This is a genomic window from Photorhabdus australis DSM 17609, from assembly GCF_000711895.1.
In the GTDB taxonomy this organism is placed as follows: Bacteria; Pseudomonadota; Gammaproteobacteria; order Enterobacterales; family Enterobacteriaceae; genus Photorhabdus; species Photorhabdus australis.
This window is the reverse complement of record NZ_JONO01000037.1, coordinates 35,484-57,571: the sequence shown is the minus strand read 5'-3', so window position 1 is coordinate 57,571 and position 22,088 is coordinate 35,484. Positions and strand designations below refer to the sequence as shown.

General features: G+C 43.0%; 22 protein-coding genes. 18 read left to right on the top strand and 4 right to left on the bottom strand.

The features are described 5' to 3' along the window. The 9 genes from BO26_RS12085 to rpoC form a co-directional block, all read left to right on the top strand. Positions 1-789: elongation factor Tu (locus BO26_RS12085; RefSeq protein ID WP_036771660.1), on the top strand; the 789-nt coding region annotated here is incomplete at its 5' end. A gap of 273 nt (positions 790-1,062) precedes the next feature. Further along, a complete protein-coding gene (secE, locus tag BO26_RS12080) occupies positions 1,063-1,446 on the top strand; it encodes a preprotein translocase subunit SecE (RefSeq protein WP_036771654.1) in 384 nt (127 codons plus the stop codon). 1 nt (position 1,447) lies between these two features. Continuing rightward, a complete protein-coding gene (gene nusG, locus BO26_RS12075) occupies positions 1,448-1,993 on the top strand; it encodes a transcription termination/antitermination protein NusG (RefSeq protein ID WP_012776537.1) in 546 nt (181 codons plus the stop codon). A 152-nt stretch (positions 1,994-2,145) separates the two neighbouring features. Next, positions 2,146-2,574: a 50S ribosomal protein L11 gene (gene rplK, locus BO26_RS12070; protein ID WP_036771650.1), complete on the top strand. Its 429-nt coding sequence runs from the start codon at positions 2,146-2,148 to the stop codon at positions 2,572-2,574. 3 nt (positions 2,575-2,577) lie between these two features. Beyond that, positions 2,578-3,279 (top strand): 50S ribosomal protein L1, encoded by a 702-nt coding sequence (gene rplA / locus BO26_RS12065; protein WP_036771648.1) that lies wholly within the window; start codon positions 2,578-2,580, stop codon positions 3,277-3,279. Between the two features lie 308 nt (positions 3,280-3,587). Then, positions 3,588-4,085, top strand: coding sequence for a 50S ribosomal protein L10 (gene rplJ, locus BO26_RS12060; RefSeq protein WP_036771647.1), 498 nt, complete (start codon positions 3,588-3,590; stop codon positions 4,083-4,085). A 63-nt stretch (positions 4,086-4,148) separates the two neighbouring features. After that, on the top strand, positions 4,149-4,514 hold the full coding sequence (rplL, locus tag BO26_RS12055; protein ID WP_036771646.1) for a 50S ribosomal protein L7/L12: 366 nt from the start codon (positions 4,149-4,151) through the stop codon (positions 4,512-4,514). A gap of 338 nt (positions 4,515-4,852) precedes the next feature. Next, complete coding sequence (gene rpoB, locus BO26_RS12050) at positions 4,853-8,881, top strand: DNA-directed RNA polymerase subunit beta (protein WP_036771645.1); 4,029 nt, start codon at positions 4,853-4,855, stop codon at positions 8,879-8,881. Between the two features lie 130 nt (positions 8,882-9,011). Then, positions 9,012-13,232, top strand: coding sequence for a DNA-directed RNA polymerase subunit beta' (rpoC, locus tag BO26_RS12045; RefSeq protein WP_036771644.1), 4,221 nt, complete (start codon positions 9,012-9,014; stop codon positions 13,230-13,232). A gap of 263 nt (positions 13,233-13,495) precedes the next feature. On the opposite strand, the gene BO26_RS12040 is transcribed toward rpoC, so the two are convergent. Continuing rightward, positions 13,496-13,798, bottom strand: coding sequence for a helix-turn-helix domain-containing protein (locus tag BO26_RS12040; RefSeq protein ID WP_036771643.1), 303 nt, complete (start codon positions 13,796-13,798; stop codon positions 13,496-13,498). A 5-nt stretch (positions 13,799-13,803) separates the two neighbouring features. Continuing rightward, positions 13,804-14,154, bottom strand: a complete 351-nt coding sequence (locus BO26_RS12035; protein ID WP_036771642.1) for a type II toxin-antitoxin system RelE/ParE family toxin — start codon at positions 14,152-14,154, stop codon at positions 13,804-13,806. Positions 14,155-14,395: 241 nt separating this feature from the next. On the opposite strand from BO26_RS12035, the gene BO26_RS12030 reads away from it, so the two are divergent. From BO26_RS12030 to BO26_RS12000, 9 genes are all read left to right on the top strand, one after another. Continuing rightward, positions 14,396-14,695 (top strand): helix-turn-helix domain-containing protein, encoded by a 300-nt coding sequence (locus BO26_RS12030; protein WP_036771640.1) that lies wholly within the window; start codon positions 14,396-14,398, stop codon positions 14,693-14,695. A 750-nt stretch (positions 14,696-15,445) separates the two neighbouring features. After that, positions 15,446-16,102 (top strand): IS1595 family transposase, encoded by a 657-nt coding sequence (locus BO26_RS12025; protein WP_036771638.1) that lies wholly within the window; start codon positions 15,446-15,448, stop codon positions 16,100-16,102. A 324-nt stretch (positions 16,103-16,426) separates the two neighbouring features. Continuing rightward, complete coding sequence (locus BO26_RS12020; protein ID WP_477707026.1) at positions 16,427-16,762, top strand: hypothetical protein; 336 nt, start codon at positions 16,427-16,429, stop codon at positions 16,760-16,762. A 12-nt stretch (positions 16,763-16,774) separates the two neighbouring features. After that, positions 16,775-17,542 carry a PIG-L family deacetylase gene (locus tag BO26_RS12015; RefSeq protein WP_338049131.1) on the top strand — a complete coding sequence of 256 codons (768 nt, stop codon included), beginning with the start codon at positions 16,775-16,777 and terminating at the stop codon, positions 17,540-17,542. Positions 17,543-17,552: 10 nt separating this feature from the next. After that, the gene (locus BO26_RS24080; protein ID WP_236637443.1) at positions 17,553-17,861 is read left to right on the top strand and encodes a hypothetical protein; all 309 of its coding nucleotides are present in this window, start codon (positions 17,553-17,555) and stop codon (positions 17,859-17,861) included. Between the two features lie 141 nt (positions 17,862-18,002). Beyond that, complete coding sequence (locus BO26_RS24075; RefSeq protein WP_236637442.1) at positions 18,003-18,248, top strand: hypothetical protein; 246 nt, start codon at positions 18,003-18,005, stop codon at positions 18,246-18,248. A gap of 6 nt (positions 18,249-18,254) precedes the next feature. Then, entirely contained in the window at positions 18,255-18,632 is a 378-nt protein-coding gene (locus BO26_RS24070) for a glycosyltransferase (protein WP_268870613.1), read from the top strand. A 71-nt stretch (positions 18,633-18,703) separates the two neighbouring features. Next, the gene (locus BO26_RS12005; protein WP_157835551.1) at positions 18,704-18,907 is read left to right on the top strand and encodes a hypothetical protein; all 204 of its coding nucleotides are present in this window, start codon (positions 18,704-18,706) and stop codon (positions 18,905-18,907) included. A gap of 828 nt (positions 18,908-19,735) precedes the next feature. Next, positions 19,736-20,212: a carbohydrate binding domain-containing protein gene (locus tag BO26_RS12000; RefSeq protein ID WP_036771635.1), complete on the top strand. Its 477-nt coding sequence runs from the start codon at positions 19,736-19,738 to the stop codon at positions 20,210-20,212. Between the two features lie 93 nt (positions 20,213-20,305). Here BO26_RS12000 and BO26_RS11995 read toward each other — a convergent pair whose 3' ends face one another. Continuing rightward, a complete protein-coding gene (locus tag BO26_RS11995; protein ID WP_036771633.1) occupies positions 20,306-20,887 on the bottom strand; it encodes a DUF1349 domain-containing protein in 582 nt (193 codons plus the stop codon). A 14-nt stretch (positions 20,888-20,901) separates the two neighbouring features. After that, a complete protein-coding gene (locus BO26_RS11990; protein WP_036771631.1) occupies positions 20,902-22,053 on the bottom strand; it encodes an MFS transporter in 1,152 nt (383 codons plus the stop codon). Positions 22,054-22,088: the final 35 nt, after the last annotated feature.

Here is a 22,088-nt window from a genome sequence, read left to right as displayed (position 1 = left end):
GTATTCCTGAACAAATGTGACATGGTAGACGACGAAGAGCTGCTGGAACTGGTAGAGATGGAAGTTCGTGAACTGCTGTCTCAGTATGATTTCCCAGGCGATGATACGCCAGTTATCCGTGGTTCTGCTCTGAAAGCGCTGGAAGGTGAAGCAGAGTGGGAAGATAAAATCCTTGAGCTGGCAGAAGCCCTGGACAGTTACATCCCAGAACCAGAGCGCGCAGTTGACCAGCCATTCCTGCTACCAATCGAAGACGTATTCTCTATCTCAGGCCGTGGTACAGTGGTAACCGGTCGTGTAGAGCGTGGTATCGTTAAAGTGGGTGAAGAAGTTGAAATCGTGGGTATCAAAGAGACGGCGAAGACCACTTGTACGGGTGTAGAAATGTTCCGCAAACTGCTGGACGAAGGTCGTGCGGGTGAGAACGTCGGTGTTCTGCTGCGTGGTACCAAACGTGACGAAATCGAACGTGGGCAGGTACTGGCAAAACCAGGTTCAATCAAGCCACACACCACATTTGAATCAGAAGTTTATATTCTGAGCAAAGACGAAGGTGGCCGTCATACTCCATTCTTCAAAGGCTACCGTCCACAGTTCTACTTCCGTACAACTGACGTGACCGGCACAATTGAATTGCCAGAAGGCGTAGAAATGGTAATGCCAGGTGATAACATTCAGATGAAAGTTACCCTGATTGCACCAATCGCGATGGATCAGGGTCTGCGTTTCGCTATCCGTGAAGGTGGCCGTACAGTAGGTGCTGGTGTTGTTGCTAAAGTTATCGCATAATTTTTGATGTGATTACTCTAAAAGGGCATCAACAGATGCCCTTTTTGCACGTTGTTTTATAAAGAACCTATCTCATCAATGGTTGTTTTTAATTATTGGTGAGATAGGCTCTGATGCAACGAATTGGCTATATATCTCTCAGATATGTAATGCCATACTGAATTATGGCGCCAAGTCAGATACAATCACTCAAATTTTTTGGTTCGGTCTGATTTGTTTTGCTCTTGCGAGGCAAGCTGGCTATCTATTTAAATCATAGTTACAGGTTGGTTTATGAGTGCGAATAGCGATGCTCAAGAAAGCAGGCGTAGTCTTGAGGTAATGAAATGGCTATTAGTGGCAGCCTTATTAACGGTTGCTATCGTTGGAAACTACCTTTATCGGGAGTATAGCCTTCCTCTACGCGCGATGGCGGTTGTTGTTATTGTTGCTCTTGCGGGAGCAGTTGCGCTCTGGACTGCGAAAGGGAAAACCACATTGGCTTTCGCCCGCGAAGCCCGCATTGAAATGCGTAAAGTTATTTGGCCAACTCGCCAGGAAGCGCTGCATACAACTTTGATTGTTGCGGCAGTCACTGCATTGATGTCTTTGATCCTATGGGGTCTTGACGGTATCTTGGTGCGTTTAGTTTCATTTATTACAGGCCTGAGGTTCTAAGATGTCAGATTCCCCAAAAAAACGTTGGTATGTTATACAGGCATTTTCCGGGTTTGAAGGTAGAGTTGCACAATCTTTACGTGAACATATCAAATTGCATGATATGGAAGATTCTTTTGGCGAAGTGATGGTGCCAACAGAGGAAGTTGTTGAGATTCGTAGCGGCCAGCGTCGCAAAAGTGAACGTAAATTCTTCCCTGGATATGTGCTGGTACAAATGATTATGAACGATGCGACATGGCATCTTGTTCGCAGCGTACCACGCGTCATGGGCTTTATCGGTGGCACATCTGACCGTCCGGCACCAATCAGCGATAAAGAAGTTGATGCGATTATGAATCGTCTTCAACAGGTTGGTGACAAACCACGGCCAAAAACATTGTTCGAGCCAGGCGAAATGGTTCGTGTCAGCGATGGTCCATTCGCAGACTTCAATGGTGTTGTGGAAGAAGTCGACTACGAGAAGAGCCGCCTGAAGGTATCAGTTTCTATCTTTGGTCGCGCGACACCGGTTGAGCTGGATTTCAGTCAGGTAGAGAAAGTTTAATTTTTAGCTGTATCTTCTCTGACTTGTAATAGGCGGGAAATTAACATACAATTTCGCGCCTTTTGTTTTTAGTGCTTGGCCTGAAAAGGCAGGGCTGAAATAACAGGGGAGCCTTTTAAAAGGCGATATCACCCACATAGAGGAAATTATCAATGGCTAAGAAAGTACAAGCCTATGTCAAGCTGCAGGTTGCGGCTGGTATGGCTAACCCGAGCCCTCCAGTAGGTCCTGCTCTGGGTCAGCAAGGTGTTAACATCATGGAATTCTGTAAGGCGTTCAATGCTAAAACTGACAGCATTGAAAAAGGTCTGCCAATTCCTGTTGTGATCACTGTTTATTCTGATCGTTCTTTCACTTTCGTTACTAAGACCCCACCAGCGGCGGTTCTGCTGAAGAAAGCAGCGGGCATTAAATCAGGTTCCGGCAAACCGAACAAAGACAAAGTTGGTAAAGTAACCAGCGCGCAGGTTCGTGAAATTGCTGAAACTAAAGCTGCGGATATGACAGGTGCCAGCGTTGAAGCAATGATGCGTTCAATTGAAGGTACTGCTCGTTCCATGGGCCTGGTAGTGGAGGGTTAATCGATGGCTAAACTGACCAAGCGCATGCGCACAATCCGCGAAAAAGTTGATGCAACTAAACAATATGACATTAACGAAGCTGTTGCTCTTCTGAAAGAATTGGCTACCGCTAAATTCGTAGAAAGCGTTGACGTTGCTGTTAACCTCGGCATCGACGCTCGTAAATCTGATCAAAACGTCCGTGGTGCAACTGTATTGCCTCATGGTACTGGCCGTTCTGTTCGCGTAGCTGTATTTACCCAAGGCGCAAACGCTGAAGCTGCTAAAGCGGCTGGCGCTGAGCTGGTAGGTATGGAAGACCTGGCTGAGCAGATTAAAAAAGGCGAAATGAACTTTGACGTTGTTATTGCATCTCCAGATGCGATGCGCGTTGTTGGCCAGTTGGGCCAAGTTTTGGGTCCACGTGGTCTGATGCCAAACCCTAAAGTGGGTACTGTAACGCCTAATGTCGCTGAAGCTGTTCAGAATGCTAAGGCGGGTCAGGTTCGTTACCGTAATGACAAAAACGGCATTATCCATACTACCATTGGTAAAGTTGACTTCGACGCTGACAAACTGAAAGAAAACCTGGAAGCTTTACTGGTTGCGCTGAAAAAAGCAAAACCATCTTCTGCTAAGGGTGCTTACATTAAGAAAGTTAGCCTGTCCACGACTATGGGCGCAGGTGTAGCAATTGACCAATCTGGTCTGGCCGCTTCAGCTTAATTTGAGCTGAAAGGGATTATTGCTTTACCTTGGCGTCAGATTTGTCTAAAATTTGGCGCCTTATGTTTGGCTGGTAGATTATTTATTAGTTGAACAAAAAATTTTCGGTTGGAGCTTGGCCTAATCCAAGCCCCGTCCAAGACCGCAGGTGTAATCGATTACTTAATATTCCTGCGTAGACGGTGACAGAGCCAAATGAAATTTATTTCTGGATTCTGCTCACCGTGTTTTAGAGCTCAGGCACCTTTGTCGTGTTATGAGTGATGTGAGTTCCGGGTCTTCCCGGTTAATCCAGGAGCAAGAAGCTAATGGCACTAAATCTTCAAGACAAACAAGCGATTGTTGCTGAAGTCAGCGAAGTAGCCAAAGGCGCGCTGTCTGCAGTAGTTGCGGATTCTCGTGGCGTTACTGTAGATAAAATGACTGAACTGCGTAAAGCAGGTCGCGAAGCTGGCGTTTACGTTCGTGTTGTTCGTAACACATTGATCCGCCGTGCTGTTGAAGGTACTGCCTATGAGTGCCTGAAAGAAGCGTTTGTTGGTCCAACCTTGATTGCTTTCTCTAACGAACATCCGGGCGCTGCTGCTCGTCTGTTCAAAGAGTTCGCGAAAGCGAATCCAGCATTCGAGATTAAAGCAGCAGCCTTTGAAGGTGAGTTTATCTCTGCGGCCAATATTGACCGTTTGGCGACACTCCCGACTTACGAAGAAGCAATCGCACGCCTGATGTCCACCATGAAAGAAGCCGTTGCAGGCAAACTGGTTCGTACTCTGGCTGCGTTACGCGAGAAGAGAGAAGCGGCTTAATCGCCAAGTCTCCTTCGTGCTTTTTAACGTATAAATTATTTCTGAATTTTAGGAACACTTGTTATGTCTATCACTAAAGAACAAATTCTGGACACAGTTGCCACAATGTCCGTTATGGATGTTGTTGAGCTGATCACTGCAATGGAAGAGAAATTCGGCGTTTCTGCTGCGGCAGCGGTAGCTGTTGTTGCTGGTGCGGCTGAAGCTGTTGAAGAAAAAACTGAGTTTGACGTCGTTCTGTCTGCTATTGGCGGCAACAAAGTTGCTGTTATTAAAGCAGTACGCGGTGCAACCGGCTTAGGTCTGAAAGAAGCGAAAGATCTGGTTGAAAGCGCTCCAGCTGTACTGAAAGAAGGCATCAGCAAAGATGACGCTGAAGCACTGAAAAAATCTCTGGAAGAAGCAGGCGCTTCTGTTGAGATCAAGTAAGTTCAGTTTTAAGTTAGCAGCCTGACTTTAGAGGCTGACGGCTGGTGATTTTTTGGTCACCAGCCTTTTTGCGCTGTAGGGTATTAGTAGCATTTCCACTATTTGGCTACTAGTTAACCCCGAATACTTTTTCCTATTGACGACTTAATATACTGCGTTCTCAGCTACGATCCACTCGGGTAGCTCGGTAGTAAGGTAACGCAATGAAATGATTTAAGAGTAATAGTAATGAGTATTACGGAAAATAATTCAATTTTCTGTTCGAAAAATAGTGTCGTAAAGATCTGTCCTTTTAGGACGGGCAGAGTGGGTCACTGATCAGCGAGCTGAGGAACCCTATGGTTTACTCCTATACCGAGAAAAAACGTATTCGTAAGGATTTTGGTAAGCGTCCGCAAGTTTTGGACGTACCTTATCTCCTTTCTATCCAACTTGACTCGTTCCAGAAGTTTATCGAGCAAGATCCAGAAGGCCAGAATGGTTTAGAAGCAGCATTCCGTTCTGTATTCCCAATTCAGAGCTACAGTGGCAGTTCGGAGCTGCAATACGTGAGCTACCGTCTTGGTGAGCCAGTGTTTGATGTTAAAGAGTGCCAGATTCGCGGTGTAACTTATTCTGCACCTCTGCGCGTTAAATTGCGTCTGGTTATCTATGAACGTGAAGCACCGGAAGGCACGGTCAAAGACATTAAAGAACAAGAAGTCTACATGGGTGAAATTCCACTCATGACTGACAACGGTACTTTTGTTATCAACGGTACTGAAAGGGTTATTGTTTCCCAGTTACATCGTAGTCCTGGTGTATTCTTTGACAGCGATAAGGGTAAAACTCACTCATCCGGTAAGGTTCTGTATAACGCACGCATTATCCCTTACCGTGGTTCCTGGTTAGATTTCGAATTCGATCCAAAAGATAACCTATTTGTACGTATTGACCGCCGTCGTAAATTGCCGGCAACAATTATTCTGCGTGCAATGGATTACAGCACTGAAGAGATTTTGAACCTGTTCTTCAGTAAAACGATTTTCGAAATTCGTGACAACAGACTGCAAATGACTCTGGTGCCAGAACGTTTGCGCGGTGAAACCGCTTCTTTTGATATTGAAGCAAACGGCAAGGTTTATGTTGAAAAAGGCCGTCGTATTACCGCACGTCATATCCGCCAGTTAGAAAAAGACGACGTGAATCGTATTGAGGTTCCTGTTGAATACATCGCGGGTAAAGTTGTTGCAAAAGACTACATTGATGTCAATACAGGTGAAATTATCTGTGCTGCCAACATGGAGCTCTCTTTAGATCTGCTGGCACGTTTGAGCCAGGCTGGTCACAAATCTATCGAAACATTGTTCACCAACGATTTAGATCACGGTGCATATATTTCCGAGACACTTCGTGTTGATCCAACTAATGACCGTTTGGGTGCTTTGGTTGAGATTTACCGCATGATGCGTCCTGGTGAGCCGCCGACCCGTGAAGCAGCAGAAAATCTGTTTGAAAATCTGTTCTTCTCAGAAGATCGTTATGATCTTTCTGCGGTTGGTCGTATGAAATTCAACCGCTCATTGAGCCGGGAAGAAGTCGAAGGTTCTGGTATTCTGAGTAAAAATGACATCATTGATGTCATGAAGAAACTCATTGATATCCGTAACGGTAAAGGTGAAGTCGATGATATTGACCACTTAGGTAACCGTCGTATCCGTTCTGTTGGTGAGATGGCAGAAAACCAGTTCCGTGTTGGTTTGGTACGTGTTGAGCGCGCAGTTAAAGAGCGTCTGTCTCTGGGTGATCTGGACACTCTGATGCCTCAGGATATGATCAACGCTAAGCCGATTTCAGCTGCAGTGAAAGAATTCTTTGGTTCCAGCCAGCTATCTCAGTTTATGGACCAAAACAACCCGCTTTCTGAAATTACCCACAAACGCCGTATCTCTGCGTTGGGTCCAGGTGGTTTGACTCGTGAGCGTGCGGGCTTCGAAGTGCGTGACGTACATCCAACGCACTATGGCCGTGTATGTCCAATCGAAACCCCGGAAGGTCCGAACATCGGTCTGATTAACTCATTGTCGGTTTATGCGCAGACTAATGAGTATGGTTTCCTTGAAACCCCATATCGTCTAGTTCGTGATGGTGTTGTCACTGATGAAATTCATTATCTGTCTGCGATTGAAGAAGGTAACTTCGTTATCGCACAGGCAAACACCGTATTGGATGATGAAGGCCACTTTGTTGAAGATCTGATAACCTGCCGTAACTTTGGTGAATCCAGCTTATTCAACCGTGAACAAGTTGAATATATGGACGTTTCTACCCAGCAGGTGGTTTCCGTTGGTGCTTCCTTGATCCCATTCTTGGAACACGATGACGCAAACCGTGCATTGATGGGTGCAAACATGCAACGTCAAGCTGTTCCTACGCTGCGTGCTGATAAGCCGCTGGTCGGTACAGGCATGGAGCGCGCAGTAGCGGTTGACTCAGGGGTAACTTCTGTAGCTAAACGCGGTGGTGTGGTTCAGTACGTTGATGCATCTCGTATCGTTATCAAAGTAAACGAAGATGAGATGTATTCAGGTGAAGCAGGTATTGATATTTATAACCTGACTAAATATACCCGTTCTAACCAGAACACCTGTATTAACCAGATGCCGTGTGTCTCTCTGGGCGAGCCGGTGGAACGTGGTGATGTACTGGCTGATGGCCCATCCACTGACTTGGGTGAACTCGCGCTCGGCCAAAACATGCGCGTAGCGTTCATGCCGTGGAATGGTTATAACTTTGAGGACTCCATCTTAGTTTCTGAGCGTGTTGTCCAAGAAGATCGCTTTACAACCATTCATATCCAGGAACTGGCTTGCGTATCTCGTGATACCAAATTAGGGCCTGAAGAGATCACGGCTGACATCCCTAACGTGGGTGAAGCTGCACTCTCTAAATTGGATGAATCCGGTATTGTTTATATTGGAGCAGAAGTTACTGGCGGTGACATTCTGGTTGGTAAAGTGACACCTAAAGGTGAAACCCAACTGACGCCAGAAGAAAAACTCCTGCGTGCTATCTTCGGTGAGAAAGCGTCTGATGTTAAAGACTCTTCTCTGCGCGTACCAAATGGCGTATCCGGTACAGTTATCGACGTACAGGTATTTACCCGTGACGGTGTAGAAAAAGACAAGCGTGCTCTGGAAATTGAAGAGATGCAATTGCGTCAGGCTAAGAAAGACCTGACAGAAGAGTTGCAAATCTTTGAAGCAGGGTTGTTCGCACGTATCCGTTCTGTATTGGTTTCTGGTGGCATAGAAGCTGAGAAACTTGACAAACTACCTCGTGAGCGTTGGTTGGAACTGGGTCTGGCTGATGAAGAGAAACAGAATCAGTTGGAACAGTTAGCTGAGCAGTATGACGAACTGAAAGCTGAGTTCGAGAAAAAACTGGATGCTAAACGTCGTAAGATCACTCAAGGCGATGATCTAGCACCTGGCGTACTGAAAATCGTTAAGGTTTATCTGGCGGTTAAACGTCAGATTCAGCCTGGTGATAAGATGGCGGGTCGCCATGGTAACAAGGGGGTTATCTCCAAGATCAACCCGATCGAAGATATGCCTTACGATGAAAACGGTACTCCGGTAGACATCGTACTGAACCCGCTGGGCGTACCATCACGTATGAACATTGGTCAGATCCTGGAAACTCACTTGGGCATGGCTGCGAAAGGTATTGGTGACAAGATCAATGCAATGCTGAAACAGCAGCAGGAAGTTGCCAAACTGCGTGAATTTATCCAGAAAGCTTATGACTTGGGTGATGAAACCCGTCAAAAAGTTGATCTGAACACTTTCTCTGATGAAGAAGTTCTTCGTCTGGCAGAAAACCTGAAAAAAGGCATGCCAATTGCGACACCGGTGTTTGATGGTGCGAAAGAGAAAGAAATTAAAGAGCTGCTGAAACTGGGTGACTTGCCAACTTCTGGTCAGATTACCCTGTTTGACGGTCGTACCGGTGAACAATTCGAACGTCAGGTTACAGTTGGTTACATGTATATGTTGAAACTGAACCACTTGGTGGATGACAAGATGCACGCTCGTTCAACCGGTTCGTACAGCTTGGTTACTCAGCAACCGCTGGGGGGTAAAGCGCAGTTCGGTGGTCAACGCTTCGGTGAGATGGAAGTGTGGGCATTGGAAGCATATGGTGCTGCATACACCTTGCAGGAAATGCTCACCGTCAAGTCCGACGATGTTAACGGCCGTACCAAGATGTATAAAAACATCGTGGATGGCAACCACCAGATGGAACCAGGTATGCCGGAGTCCTTTAACGTATTGTTGAAAGAGATCCGCTCTCTGGGTATCAACATCGAGCTGGAAGACGAGTAAATCGTATTCCCGCTGGTACTGCCCTGAATGGATATGACGGGCAGTTTACCAGCCAGTGGTTGCACTGGTTATAGGGGGGAGTGACATGGGTCGCTCTCCTGACAGGTCTAACTCCGACAGGAGCCATTTCGTGAAAGACTTATTGAAGTTTCTGAAAGCGCAAACTAAGACCGAAGAGTTTGATGCGATCAAAATTGCTCTGGCCTCACCAGATATGATCCGTTCGTGGTCGTTTGGTGAAGTGAAAAAGCCGGAAACTATTAACTACCGCACGTTCAAACCTGAGCGTGACGGCCTTTTCTGCGCCCGTATTTTCGGGCCGGTAAAAGATTATGAGTGCTTGTGTGGTAAATACAAGCGTCTGAAACACCGTGGTGTGATTTGTGAGAAGTGTGGCGTAGAAGTTACCCAGACTAAAGTTCGTCGTGAACGTATGGGGCACATCGAATTGGCTTCTCCAACCGCACACATTTGGTTCCTGAAATCATTACCATCCCGCATCGGTTTGTTGCTGGATATGCCACTGCGTGATATTGAGCGCGTACTGTACTTCGAATCCTATGTGGTTGTAGAAGGCGGTATGACCAGCCTGGAACGCAGTCAGATCCTGACAGAAGAGCAATATCTGGATGCACTGGAAGAGTTTGGTGATGAGTTCGATGCGAAGATGGGTGCAGAAGCTATCCAGTCTTTGCTGAAAAATCTCGATCTGGAAAATGAGTGTGAAACGCTGCGTGAAGAGTTAAATGAAACTAACTCTGAAACTAAACGTAAGAAGCTGACCAAACGTATTAAGCTATTGGAAGCATTTATTCAGTCTGGTAACAAACCCGAATGGATGGTTCTGACGGTTCTGCCAGTTCTGCCGCCGGATTTACGTCCACTGGTTCCATTGGATGGTGGCCGTTTTGCTACTTCGGATCTGAATGATCTCTATCGCCGTGTTATTAACCGTAACAACCGTTTGAAACGTCTGCTGGATCTAGCGGCACCAGATATCATCGTTCGCAACGAAAAACGTATGTTGCAAGAAGCGGTAGATGCCTTGCTGGATAACGGTCGTCGCGGTCGTGCAATTACGGGTTCTAACAAGCGCCCTCTGAAATCCCTGGCCGATATGATCAAGGGTAAACAGGGCCGTTTCCGTCAGAACTTGTTGGGTAAACGTGTTGACTATTCCGGTCGTTCTGTAATCACCGTAGGTCCTTATCTGCGTCTGCATCAGTGTGGTCTGCCTAAAAAGATGGCACTGGAGCTGTTCAAGCCGTTCATCTACGGAAAGCTGGAATTGCGTGGTTTGGCGACCACCATTAAAGCCGCCAAGAAGATGGTTGAACGTGAAGAGGCGGTTGTTTGGGATATTCTGGATGAAGTTATTCGTGAACACCCGGTTCTACTGAACCGTGCGCCGACACTTCACCGTTTGGGTATTCAGGCATTTGAACCGGTTCTGATCGAAGGTAAAGCGATTCAGTTGCACCCACTGGTATGTGCGGCCTATAACGCCGACTTCGACGGTGACCAAATGGCTGTTCACGTACCGCTGACACTGGAAGCCCAGTTAGAAGCGCGTGCACTGATGATGTCCACCAACAACATCTTGTCTCCAGCGAGTGGTGAGCCAATCATCGTTCCATCTCAAGACGTTGTTTTGGGTCTGTATTACATGACTCGTGACTGTGTTAACGCTAAAGGCGAAGGCATGGTATTGACTGGACCTAAAGAAGCTGAACGCGTATATCGTGCGGGTCTGGCTTCTCTGCATGCCCGCGTTAAAGTCCGTATCACGGAAGAAGTGAAAGATGGTGAGGGTAATATCACTACCAACACTGGTTTGGTTGATACTACCATTGGTCGTGCAATCCTGTGGATGATCGTACCAAGAGGTCTGCCTTACTCTCTGGTTAACCAACCATTGGGTAAAAAAGCTATCTCTAAAATGCTGAACACTTGTTACCGTGTGATGGGCCTGAAACCAACAGTTATCTTCGCTGACCAAATCATGTATACCGGTTTTGCCTACGCTGCACGTTCAGGTGCATCAGTTGGTATCGACGACATGGTTATCCCAGAGAAAAAAGCGGGGATCATTGCAGAAGCGGAAGCAGAAGTTGCTGAAATTCAGGAACAGTTCCAGTCAGGTCTGGTAACAGCCGGCGAACGTTATAACAAGGTTATCGATATCTGGGCCGCAGCAAACGAGCGTGTTGCTAAGGCAATGATGGAAAACCTGTCTACCGAGACAGTGATTAACCGTGACGGTGAAGAGGAACAACAAGTTTCTTTCAACAGCATCTTTATGATGGCTGACTCCGGTGCGCGTGGTTCTGCTGCTCAGATCCGTCAGTTGGCGGGTATGCGTGGCTTGATGGCTAAACCAGACGGTTCCATCATCGAAACCCCAATTACGGCAAACTTCCGTGAAGGTTTGAACGTACTCCAGTACTTCATCTCGACCCACGGTGCTCGTAAAGGTCTGGCGGATACGGCACTGAAAACGGCGAACTCTGGTTACTTGACTCGCCGTCTGGTTGACGTTGCACAAGATCTGGTTGTTACAGAAGACGATTGTGGCACGCACGACGGTATCTTGATGACACCGGTCATTGAAGGTGGTGATGTTAAAGAGCCACTGCGTGAGCGTGTATTGGGTCGTGTGACGGCGGAAGATGTTCTGAAACCAGGTACGGCTGACATTCTGGTTCCACGTAACACCTTGCTGAATGAAAAATGGTGTGATCTGTTAGAAGAGAGCTCCGTTGACAGCATTAAAGTACGTTCTGTTGTAAGTTGTGAAACTGACTTTGGTGTTTGTGCAAACTGTTATGGTCGTGACCTTGCTCGCGGACACATCATCAATAAAGGTGAAGCTGTTGGTGTTATTGCGGCTCAGTCCATCGGTGAGCCGGGTACACAGCTGACGATGCGTACATTCCATATCGGTGGTGCGGCATCTCGTGCAGCAGCAGAATCCAGTATTCAAGTCCGTAATAAAGGTAGCTTGAAACTGTTTAATGCTAAATCTGTGATGAACTCCGCAGGCAAGCTGGTGATTACTTCCCGTAACACTGAACTGTGTCTGATCGACGAATTTGGCCGTACTAAAGAAAGTTATAAAGTCCCTTATGGTGCGGTACTGGGTAAAGGTGATGGCGAAGCAGTTAATGGCGGAGAAACTGTTGCTAACTGGGATCCACATACCATGCCAGTTGTCAGTGAAGTATCCGGTATCATCCGTTTTGCTGACATGATAGATGGTCAGACTATTACTCGTCAGACTGATGAGCTGACAGGTTTGTCTTCATTGGTTGTTCTGGATAGTGCAGAGCGTACCGGTAGTGGTAAAGACTTGCGTCCGGCACTGAAAATTGTTAATGCCAATGGTGATGATGTATTGATCCCAGGTACTGACATACCGGCTCAATACTTCCTGCCAGGTAAAGCAATTGTTCAATTGGATGATGGTGTAAGCATCTCGGCGGGTGATACGTTAGCACGTATTCCTCAGGAATCTGGCGGTACGAAAGATATTACCGGTGGTTTGCCACGCGTTGCTGACTTGTTCGAAGCGCGTCGTCCGAAAGAGCCTGCTATCCTGGCTGAAGTCAGCGGTATTGTCTCCTTCGGTAAAGAAACCAAGGGTAAACGCCGTCTGGTTATCTCCCCATTAGATGGTGGTGATGCTTACGAAGAGATGATCCCTAAATGGCGTCAGCTCAACGTATTCGAAGGTGAAGTTGTTGAACGTGGTGACGTGATCTCTGATGGTCCAGAGTCTCCACATGACATTCTGCGCTTGCGTGGTGTTCATGCCGTTACCCGTTACATTACTAACGAAGTTCAGGAAGTTTACCGCTTGCAAGGGGTTAAGATTAACGATAAACACATTGAGGTTATCGTTCGTCAAATGCTGCGTAAAGCAACCATCGAAAGTGCAGGTAGTTCTGAGTTCCTGGAAGGCGAACAGGTTGAGTATGCCCGCGTTAAAGTGGCAAACCGTAAGCTGGAACAGGAGGGTAAAGTCCCTGCTACTTATGGCCGTGATCTGTTGGGTATTACTAAAGCGTCTCTGGCAACAGAATCCTTCATCTCTGCGGCATCGTTCCAGGAAACGACCCGCGTACTGACGGAAGCAGCGGTTGCTGGCAAACGTGATGAACTGCGTGGTTTGAAAGAGAACGTCATCGTAGGTCGTCTGATTCCAGCGGGTACTGGCTATGCTTATCATCGGGATCGTATGCGTCGTCGTCAGTTGAACGAAGCTTCTGAAGCACCGCAGGTCAGTGTAGATGAAGCAACTGCGAATCTGGCAGAACTGCTGAATGCTGGTTTTGGTGGCGATAAGAAGTAATTCTTAGAACAGGATAGCTAATTACATGCCCTCTTTTTTGGAGGGCATTTCAACTTGTTGATAACGTGCCAATTTTTACTTGGTGCTCTGTTTTAATCGAGTTTCGTTCACAAAATGGAACTTGCCTTCACGCTAAAAATTCTCTCCCCAGCTTTTTCTTTCCGAAAAGAGTTCACTTGAAGATCTTATTCCTCACAATCATCTGGAGCATAAAAAAGTCGATGCGGACATTGATCTTGAATATATCCGTGGAGCATTTATGGTTAAATGGAAAATCCGTAATGGGTACCGTCGGGTAACTCGATATCGAGACGCAGCTTGCTACCGGTTGCCTCAACGTAACGTTTGAGGGAAGACAATTTCAAGTCACGGCCAAGCTTCTCCATGTCAGAAACCGTAGGTTGCTTGATACCAAGAGCCAAAGCTATTTCTCCTTGGGTTTTTTGTACCCGCTCACGAAGTTCTGCCAGATGGATGTTTAGCAATATCTCTGTTGCCGCAGTTTGTGCATTGGCAACAACTTCGGGCTTTTCGTTTGCTAATATTTGATCAAGAGTTCTTGCCATAGTGTTTATTCCTTCTTTAATTTTTCCAAATGTGCTGTAAATTCACGGTCAGCAATCGGAATCATTGTTTCATAAAACCGTTTCTCGTTTCCGGTTTTGTTACCGGCGCAAAGCAAAATTCCTCTCCGTTTGGGGTCGAACGCAAAGAATGCTCGGAGCGGGTCGCCTTTGCTTTGGACACGTAATTCTTTCATGTTACTGTGGAATGAACCGTTCACAGTATCTGCGTATGGCCTGGGCAACATAGGGCCTCTTTCCTGAAGTGCTATTATTGAAGCTAGCATATTGGCCCTGTCGGTGTCATCCAAAGCATCGAACCATGCATCAAAGGTGTCCGTCGTTTCGATAGCCCACATAACTACTCCTTACTCAATATAGGTTTAATGCTATATAGATAAAAATCTATAGTCAAGAAAATTGGTGTTTTGCGCGAGGGTGTCAGCTTTTTCATGTATAAATATTGAACTTGATTTGGTTATGATCAGGCCCCGGCCAAATGGAAAAACTAAGCTAAATGAAAAACAGTTATATTAAGGATATGATCAAGCTTGCTGGTGCTGAATTTAAGAAGTATCTAGCAGAACTGGAGAGAGAAATATGACTACACTTGATGAGTTGCTTGAAAAACGCAGCCCTGAAAGCCGCCATAGAATTGCTAAAAAAGTTGATGAAATGAAACGAGAGATAGGGCTTTATCAGATCCGTGAGGCTCTTGATGTTTCACAAACTGAGCTGGCAATTGCACTTGGGGTCAAGCAACCGACTATTGCTAAAATAGAACAGCCTGGTAATAACCCTAAACTTTCGACATTGAAACGCTACGTTGCAGCGTTAGGTGGAGAATTAAGCCTTGATGTTCAACTTCCTGATGGTAAACGTATCGTAGTACATATTTGACCTTTGAATGTTGGTGTTGTTTCAGTAAAAGCGGCAGAACTCGTCGTTCTGCCCACTGAGGTTCGTGTCAGCTTTGTCAGGCATGAACGCGACAGCCAATGAAGTGAGAATCTTCGTGTATAGCCGGGAGGAGAATAGTCACAGGATAGCTGATCGTACAGTGATTCAAGCAGCGTTCATGCGCATTGGAATATACATTGATGATCAAGTATTCCATGAACTTGGTACCGGCAAAATCACCTTGGTTATGTAAAGGATATTATTCGGTATGCAGAAATAGCTCATCGTATTTAATACAGGGGGCTTGTTAATGTGATTATTTTATTTAAAGTCCCATCACATAGAATTTATGAAAGATTATTCTCTTTAAAGTCCCTATTTTTATCCGTATTCTTGCATGATTGATGGAGACTTCAATTTAATTTTTCAGGATAAATAATCGCAGTTTTTTATCCTGTTGTGTCTTTAAATTATGATACAGGTCATAAAATACAATATTTCATGATTCATATACTTGGAAATGAATATAAACTGAAAATGATAAGCAATTGCTACCAATATAAATGATGGGACAAAATAATGGAGAATGGAGTAACCCTAGTTTATGAAGATATAACGGAAGAGAATTATGTCCTAATCAATGATTTTTATAAGCGTGATATAGGAAGTTTAGATTATTTTATTTGGAAAAATTTGAAATAAAAGAAATAGGGGCTGTCCTAGATAAGTCATTTGATCTAGGGTATCCAAATGAGAAAAAGTCGGATTAGCCAATACAAGCAAAAACGTCTTCAGGAGCTCTTTGTGGCAGGGGCTACAGCTCGCACTGCGGCTGAGTTAGTGGGGGTCAACAAAACGACTTCAGCTTACTATTTTCACCGCCTCAGAGTCCTTATCGCTGATTATGTCGATGAACACTCCATGTTTGAAGGTGAAGTCGAGATAGACGAAAGCTATTTTGGGGGTAAACGTAAGGGAAAACGCGGGCGAGGTTCAGCCGGAAAAGTCCCTGTTTTCGGGCTTCTCAAGCGAGGTGGTAAGGTCTACACCCGCCTAATACCTAACGCCAAATCCGATACCTTGATTCCGATAACCACAGCGAAAATTAAGCCTGACAGCCTGGTCTACACAGACAATTTTGCCCGCTATGATGTGCTGGACGTGTCCAATTTTAAACACTATCGAATTAACCATAGCACGGAGTTTGTAGACGCTAAAAATGGTCAAAACCATATCAATGGGATAGAGAACTTTTGGAACCAAGCCAAACGTCATATGCGTAAATTTAATGGCATACCAAAGGAACATTTTGAGCTCTTTCTCAAGGAATGTGAGTGGAGATTTAATACACCGGGTGTAAAAGACCAATTACATATTCTAAAACAAATAGTTAAGGGAAAAATATAATCGCTATCTAGGACAGCCCCAATATGTATTTAGACACGCTTGGGGTAACTCCAGGGCGATCTTTATCGCAACAATCTAAAAAGGTTACTGAACTTATTGAAGAGTGCCGACATGAATTAATCGAACAAACAAAATTAAATTGTCATGGGACAGTAATTTTTAACTCGGGAGCATAGAACTGCTACGCAAGATTCAATCACAAAACTTGAAATTGAGTACAACTTGCAAGTTAATTTTTTAAAACCTTATCAAGCATTCACAGAAAAAGAGAAGAAGTTTGAAAAGAGGCTAATCAAGAGCGACTTGAGTATTATATCGGAAGTTATGAAAAATATTTATTTATACGATGACAATATTGCATCCGACAATTTCAATTATGAGATGTTACTTTCTACAAACGATGCCATTTTTTCAGATTTAATGACAATATTAGGTCACAGTGACAGTATAATAGAAATTGCGGCAGAAAGAATTCATGCTAGTTGGTTTGATATAATGAAAGAATTTTATGCCGATGATGAAAGAGTCCAGTCCAAAGAAAAGCCAAATATTAATAATTCAGATTTTATAAAAAACAGAGATGGAATACGCATTGATTTAGCCGCTATTTACATCGTACTCATGGAAATAAAATATAACAGCCTTTGTATGGAGATTTAAAATAATACATTTATTTCTATCCCCCATTTAGATGATGCGGCTTTAAGCACTGGTGGCTTAATACATAAATTAGTTTCAGAAAATCAACAGGTGGTTGTTTTAACATTTTTTACTGAATATGACGAAAATCTTACATCTCATTACTTACGCTCTGAGAGTAATGATAATATGAATTCATTTATAAAATTGTATTCAAAACGAGCTAATGAGGATATTGCTTTTTGCAATAAATTATCAGCCATTCCAATACATGGTAAAATTTTAGATTGCATTTACAGAATCGATCAATACGGTGAACCTATGTATAAGAATTCTGCCGCGATTTATAGTGGCTTAGTACATAAATCAGATTATGCATCCGATATTGCTCAAGATCTCATTGATAAAATATTGCTAAATTATCAACCTGATTATATCTATGCCCCTTTGGGAATAGGTCGACATGTAGACCACATTATAATAAATAATCTTGTGCATAATATAAAAGGCTCACATAAGTTAAAAATATTACTTTATGAAGATTTTCCCTATGTTTTAGGTGAATACCCTATTGTTAATCCCGATAGTTTGGAAAATGCTTTATTACGAAATAATAAATTTGATATGCGTGCTATATTGGTGGATATTGATTTAAAAGAAAAAATGCAAAACATTCTGTTTTATGATTCTCAACTAGAACCTCTGTTTGGGAATGAATCAAATCTTTTAATTCCATTGGAAAAATACCATCTTTCTATTAGTGAAATAAAAGTACAAGAGCGCTTTTGGTTAATTCAATAAGGGATTAATAGTGAAAAATATATTTATAATATACCATGATATTTTCTTGAATGGATATGGCGGGGTAGAAACGGTATGTTCAAATTTAATAAATTTGCTTGACCTTGCCAATATTGAAATTAATTTCATATTTATATCTCTAAATGAGATAAACAGAATTGAAAATCGTGCTTGGTTATCCAATGCTCAACATGTCTCTTTAATGTCAAACAGTGATAAATCTCGCCAGAATATTGCATGTGAATTATCTTTGATATTAGAAAGATTTTATCCTGAGATTATAATAAGTTTAGACACGACATCTTGTAATATTACTTGACTTTCCTGTGAAAAGATTAATTTCCCGGCAAAAACCTATTCTTGGCTGCATACTTCAATTAGGAATCCTACCCCACAGAAAATTAAATATTTATGCTGTGCCGACGAGCACCTTGTTATCAGTTCTGGTTTAAGAGATCAAATGTTATCCTTTGGAATAAAACCAGAGAAGCTTCATCTTATTTTTAATCCTATCAAAATGAATCCCTTTATAATTCTTCAACCAAAACACATAGCTAGATTTTTATATGTTGGAAGAATTCTTGCTTATAAGTCGAAAAATTTAACTGAACTCTTTTTAGCTCTTTCACAATTGCATGGTCATTGGGAGTTACATATGGTAGGTTCTGGAGATGATGAGGGTTATTTAAGAGAACTATCTTCATAACTCAATATAAATAACAATATTATTTGGCATGGTTGGAGAGATCATTTTTGGGAATTTGTGATGGATAATATAAAAGAAGTATCCGCTTTTATTTTAACATCAAAATATGAAGGCTTTGGTATGGTATTAGCGGAAGCAATATCTTATGGTATCTACTGTATAAGTTCAGATTGCCAGTGTGGTCCAAGCGATATTATTAATAATTTAAATGGTGAGATTTATAAATCAGGTAATATTCTTGAGTTGTCTGAAAAATTACAACTCATTATTGATGAATATAAAATAAGAGATCATCAAGCAATAAAAAATTCTATTGCCTTTCTTTACGAATATAATTTCCTGTTAAGAATCACTAAGGCTTTACCTGTATTAGCTCAGATCTAATGTACGACAGTTATAGTTTAAAAACGCGTTGCTATCTATCTCTAGTCAAATCGGAGAATTGGCAGCAGAATATGGCATCGTTTTTCCGTAATGCTCCGCTGCCTGAAGCACTTGAGGACGTAAATAATGGATTAACTGCTATTGCACGCAGGGTTTTGAAACAACTCTATGAAGACTGGCTGATACTGATTCAACAAACAGAGGAAATAGAAGGAACCCTTAAGTCGTATTCATGGCAAACGGCTCAGTGGCAGCAATGCGGTATTTTAGTCTAGGGTGCCAGAGCTGCCATAAAATACATGTAATCGTTATAACTTGAATGGAACGGTGTTGTCTCCTGAAGAATACAGACTCTTCTTCACAGTGGTTAACAACGCCTTTAAGCTCGTCATCAAATAAGTGGAAAATGCCTCTTGTCCTACACTTCTGTTGTATATAGGTGCGGGTATAAATCGTCTCATCTCGTTGTGAAAGTGACCGGAAGCAACAATAATTTCAATCGAGTCGATTCTGGCTTGAAGCAATTCTTCAAAGTTATCAAGCTGATAATCTGATACTTTTCTTTTAATGAGTTCTATACCTTATGCATCTTGAAATCTATTGGGTATACTCTGATGGCTGAAATATTTTGTGTTGTTCTTCTGTTGAGCGGCGAATGAATTGAAAAAAACTCAATTTTATTTGCTGTTTTTACCGGTTTATTCACCTGAGACTATTATCTGAAATCATAAGTTACCAATAATTGCCAATATACGTAGCAATGGCTGGAAAAAGTCAATTAATTTATATCCGCTGATTCACTCTTCCTAGGGATAAAGATGAACAGTAAAAGAGAGGCAATATTATGCAAAGTTATTTAATGAAAAACACAATTTAATATTCTCCAATCATTGATAAGGTTATTTTCGAACAATAAAACGCTTAAAAAGATCAAATTAATCACTTATAACTCATTTATTCTTTTATTAATTCATACAAATTACAACTCACCACCAACAAAAAATACAATTGAGTATTATCCTATTATTGATAAAGTGCCCCCCGAAAAACAAAGCGATTAAAGAAATCAAACTAATTTCTATTCATTTAAAAAGGACTAATATATGAACGTACAAGAAATCCTGAATAACGAAGATTATTCTGATAATAAGAAACACTCTTATAAAGAATTGGTTAACGGTTCATTCGAAGAGGGATATAACGGCTGGAGAATCCCAGCCCCTGAATCAGTAAATATTTTATCTGAAGATGGTATTTACTTTATCAGAATCCAAAGCGTTACGGGTTCTGGCGTCATTGATCAAATTATAGAAGGATTGGAACCTAACACTAAATATAAGCTAACAGGTACAGCGCGCGTTTCAGCAGAATGGGCCTCATCAGCTTATTTTGGTTTACAGAGTCGTACAGATGGTCCAAACTCTTTTGCTGTAAACAGCACCAATTTTACAACTGGCTCAGTAGAATTAAGCACAGATCAAGAAGGACTTTTACGCGTTTACTTGTTAAAAGACCAAGTTGGCCATCGACCAGACGGAGAAACCGCTGACTTTACCGGTTTTATTTTAGAAAGGGCTTAAGCATCTGACTTTGATATATCACACCCGAAGCATATTGCTTCGGGTGTTTTAAAGCCTGTCTTAGTGGAGATAATTTTCCGAAAATGGCTCCATTTAACTTAAATCATGCAATGGTTTTTTTATTGGCGGCGTAAATCTGAAATCAGAAAACCGCACCTGTAACCCTTGACGTTCTGGAGAACAACACATTGCGCCAACAAAGACGGGTTGTTTATCTTCAAAAAAAGGAGACAGTCTTAATAGTGGCCATAGTAAACCATCAATAGAATATTGCAGTCTTAAATATCCTTCTTCACAGGTCAGGCGTAACCAGAATTTATTGCAGTTACCGGGAAATATTCCCATAGACCAATCAGAATGATGACGAGTGAGTACACTGCCAATCGTGGCCTGACCATCAGAATATTCAACACCCCCTTTTAGCCAATGTTTCTCATCTATTAATAACATGATTCCCGCTTGATCGTATAAATGTTCAAAACATCCTTCAATACAGAGTTGAAAGGTGAAATCATCCTCAATATAACGACCAAAAACATGACCATTATGACGTTCAAAGCCATACCATGTTTGTTGCCAAAAGTCGGTTTTATGATCTGTAGTGACATCAAGCCAGTCGCTTCCACATTGCCAATCAGCTGGTTCATTAATCCAATGATATTGTGACAAACTCATAGAAACTCCTTCTATTATCTTCCGCTTGAATGAATAAATTTATATCCTGCAAGTAAGGAAACAGAGAGTAAAGCAACACAAGCAAAAGCACCATGTAATGTCACAATATGCGCTAATCCACCAATAATTGCAGGCCCTAGCAAGATCCCTGAATATCCCATGGTAGAAACTGCGGCAACCGCCAGCGAATCAGGCATAATTTTTTGTTGGCCAGAAGCGGTAAAAAGCATTGGAGCGATATTAGATAATCCAGCTCCAACCATTAAGAAAGAAAGTCCCAGTATTATTGCTGTTGATGCTGAGTAAATAAGGATAAATCCAGAAGTCGCTAATAAAGCACTACAGATAAAAACTCGTCTGTGTCCATAAAGGGCAATGATCCTATCACCCAAAAAGCGACCAGATGTCATAGCAATAGCAAAAAGGGTATAACCTATCCCAGCCTGATGGCTGCTAATATTATGCACGCTGGTTAATAATATACCGCTCCAATCCAGCATTGATCCTTCCATAATATAGGCAACAAAACAGAGAAAGCCCAACAAAATAACAACTCCGCGGGGTACAGCAAAGAATGGTGTATTACCCGATTCTGCTTCGTTTAATAATCCACTCCATGCCGGCAGCAGCAACAGAATAATAGGTAGCACCGCCATGATCATCACCTGAAAAGGTGATACTCCCAGAGACAATAATGCACTAACCGAGCCAGCACCCGCTATTCCCCCCAGACTGAACAACGCATGAAAACCAGACATAATTGGACGCCGAGCCATTTTCTCAATCATGACAGCATGGATATTTACCACAACATCCATTGCACCAATGCCAGTACCAAAGATAAATAGAGCACAAGCCAGCGTCAGCGGTGTAGGTAATACGCTTAGCCCTGGCAACATCACTAACACCAACAAGGTACATAAAGTGAAAATTTGTCGGCATCCGAAACGGGTTGCTAGCATTCCAGCCATCGGCATCATAATGAAAGAACCAACACCAAATGCCAGCATCAGTAGCCCCATCGCACCATTATCAAGTTGCAGGCGTTCTTTAGCTAAAGGAATGAGGGGAGCCCAACTTGCAAGGCTAAAACCAGCAATAAAAAAAGCGGCGCGGGTCGCCATGATGGGCTGTTTTACCAAAGAGACAATATTCTGATCAGACAACTCATGTTCCTTCTATGTCAATAAAAATGCCCTCC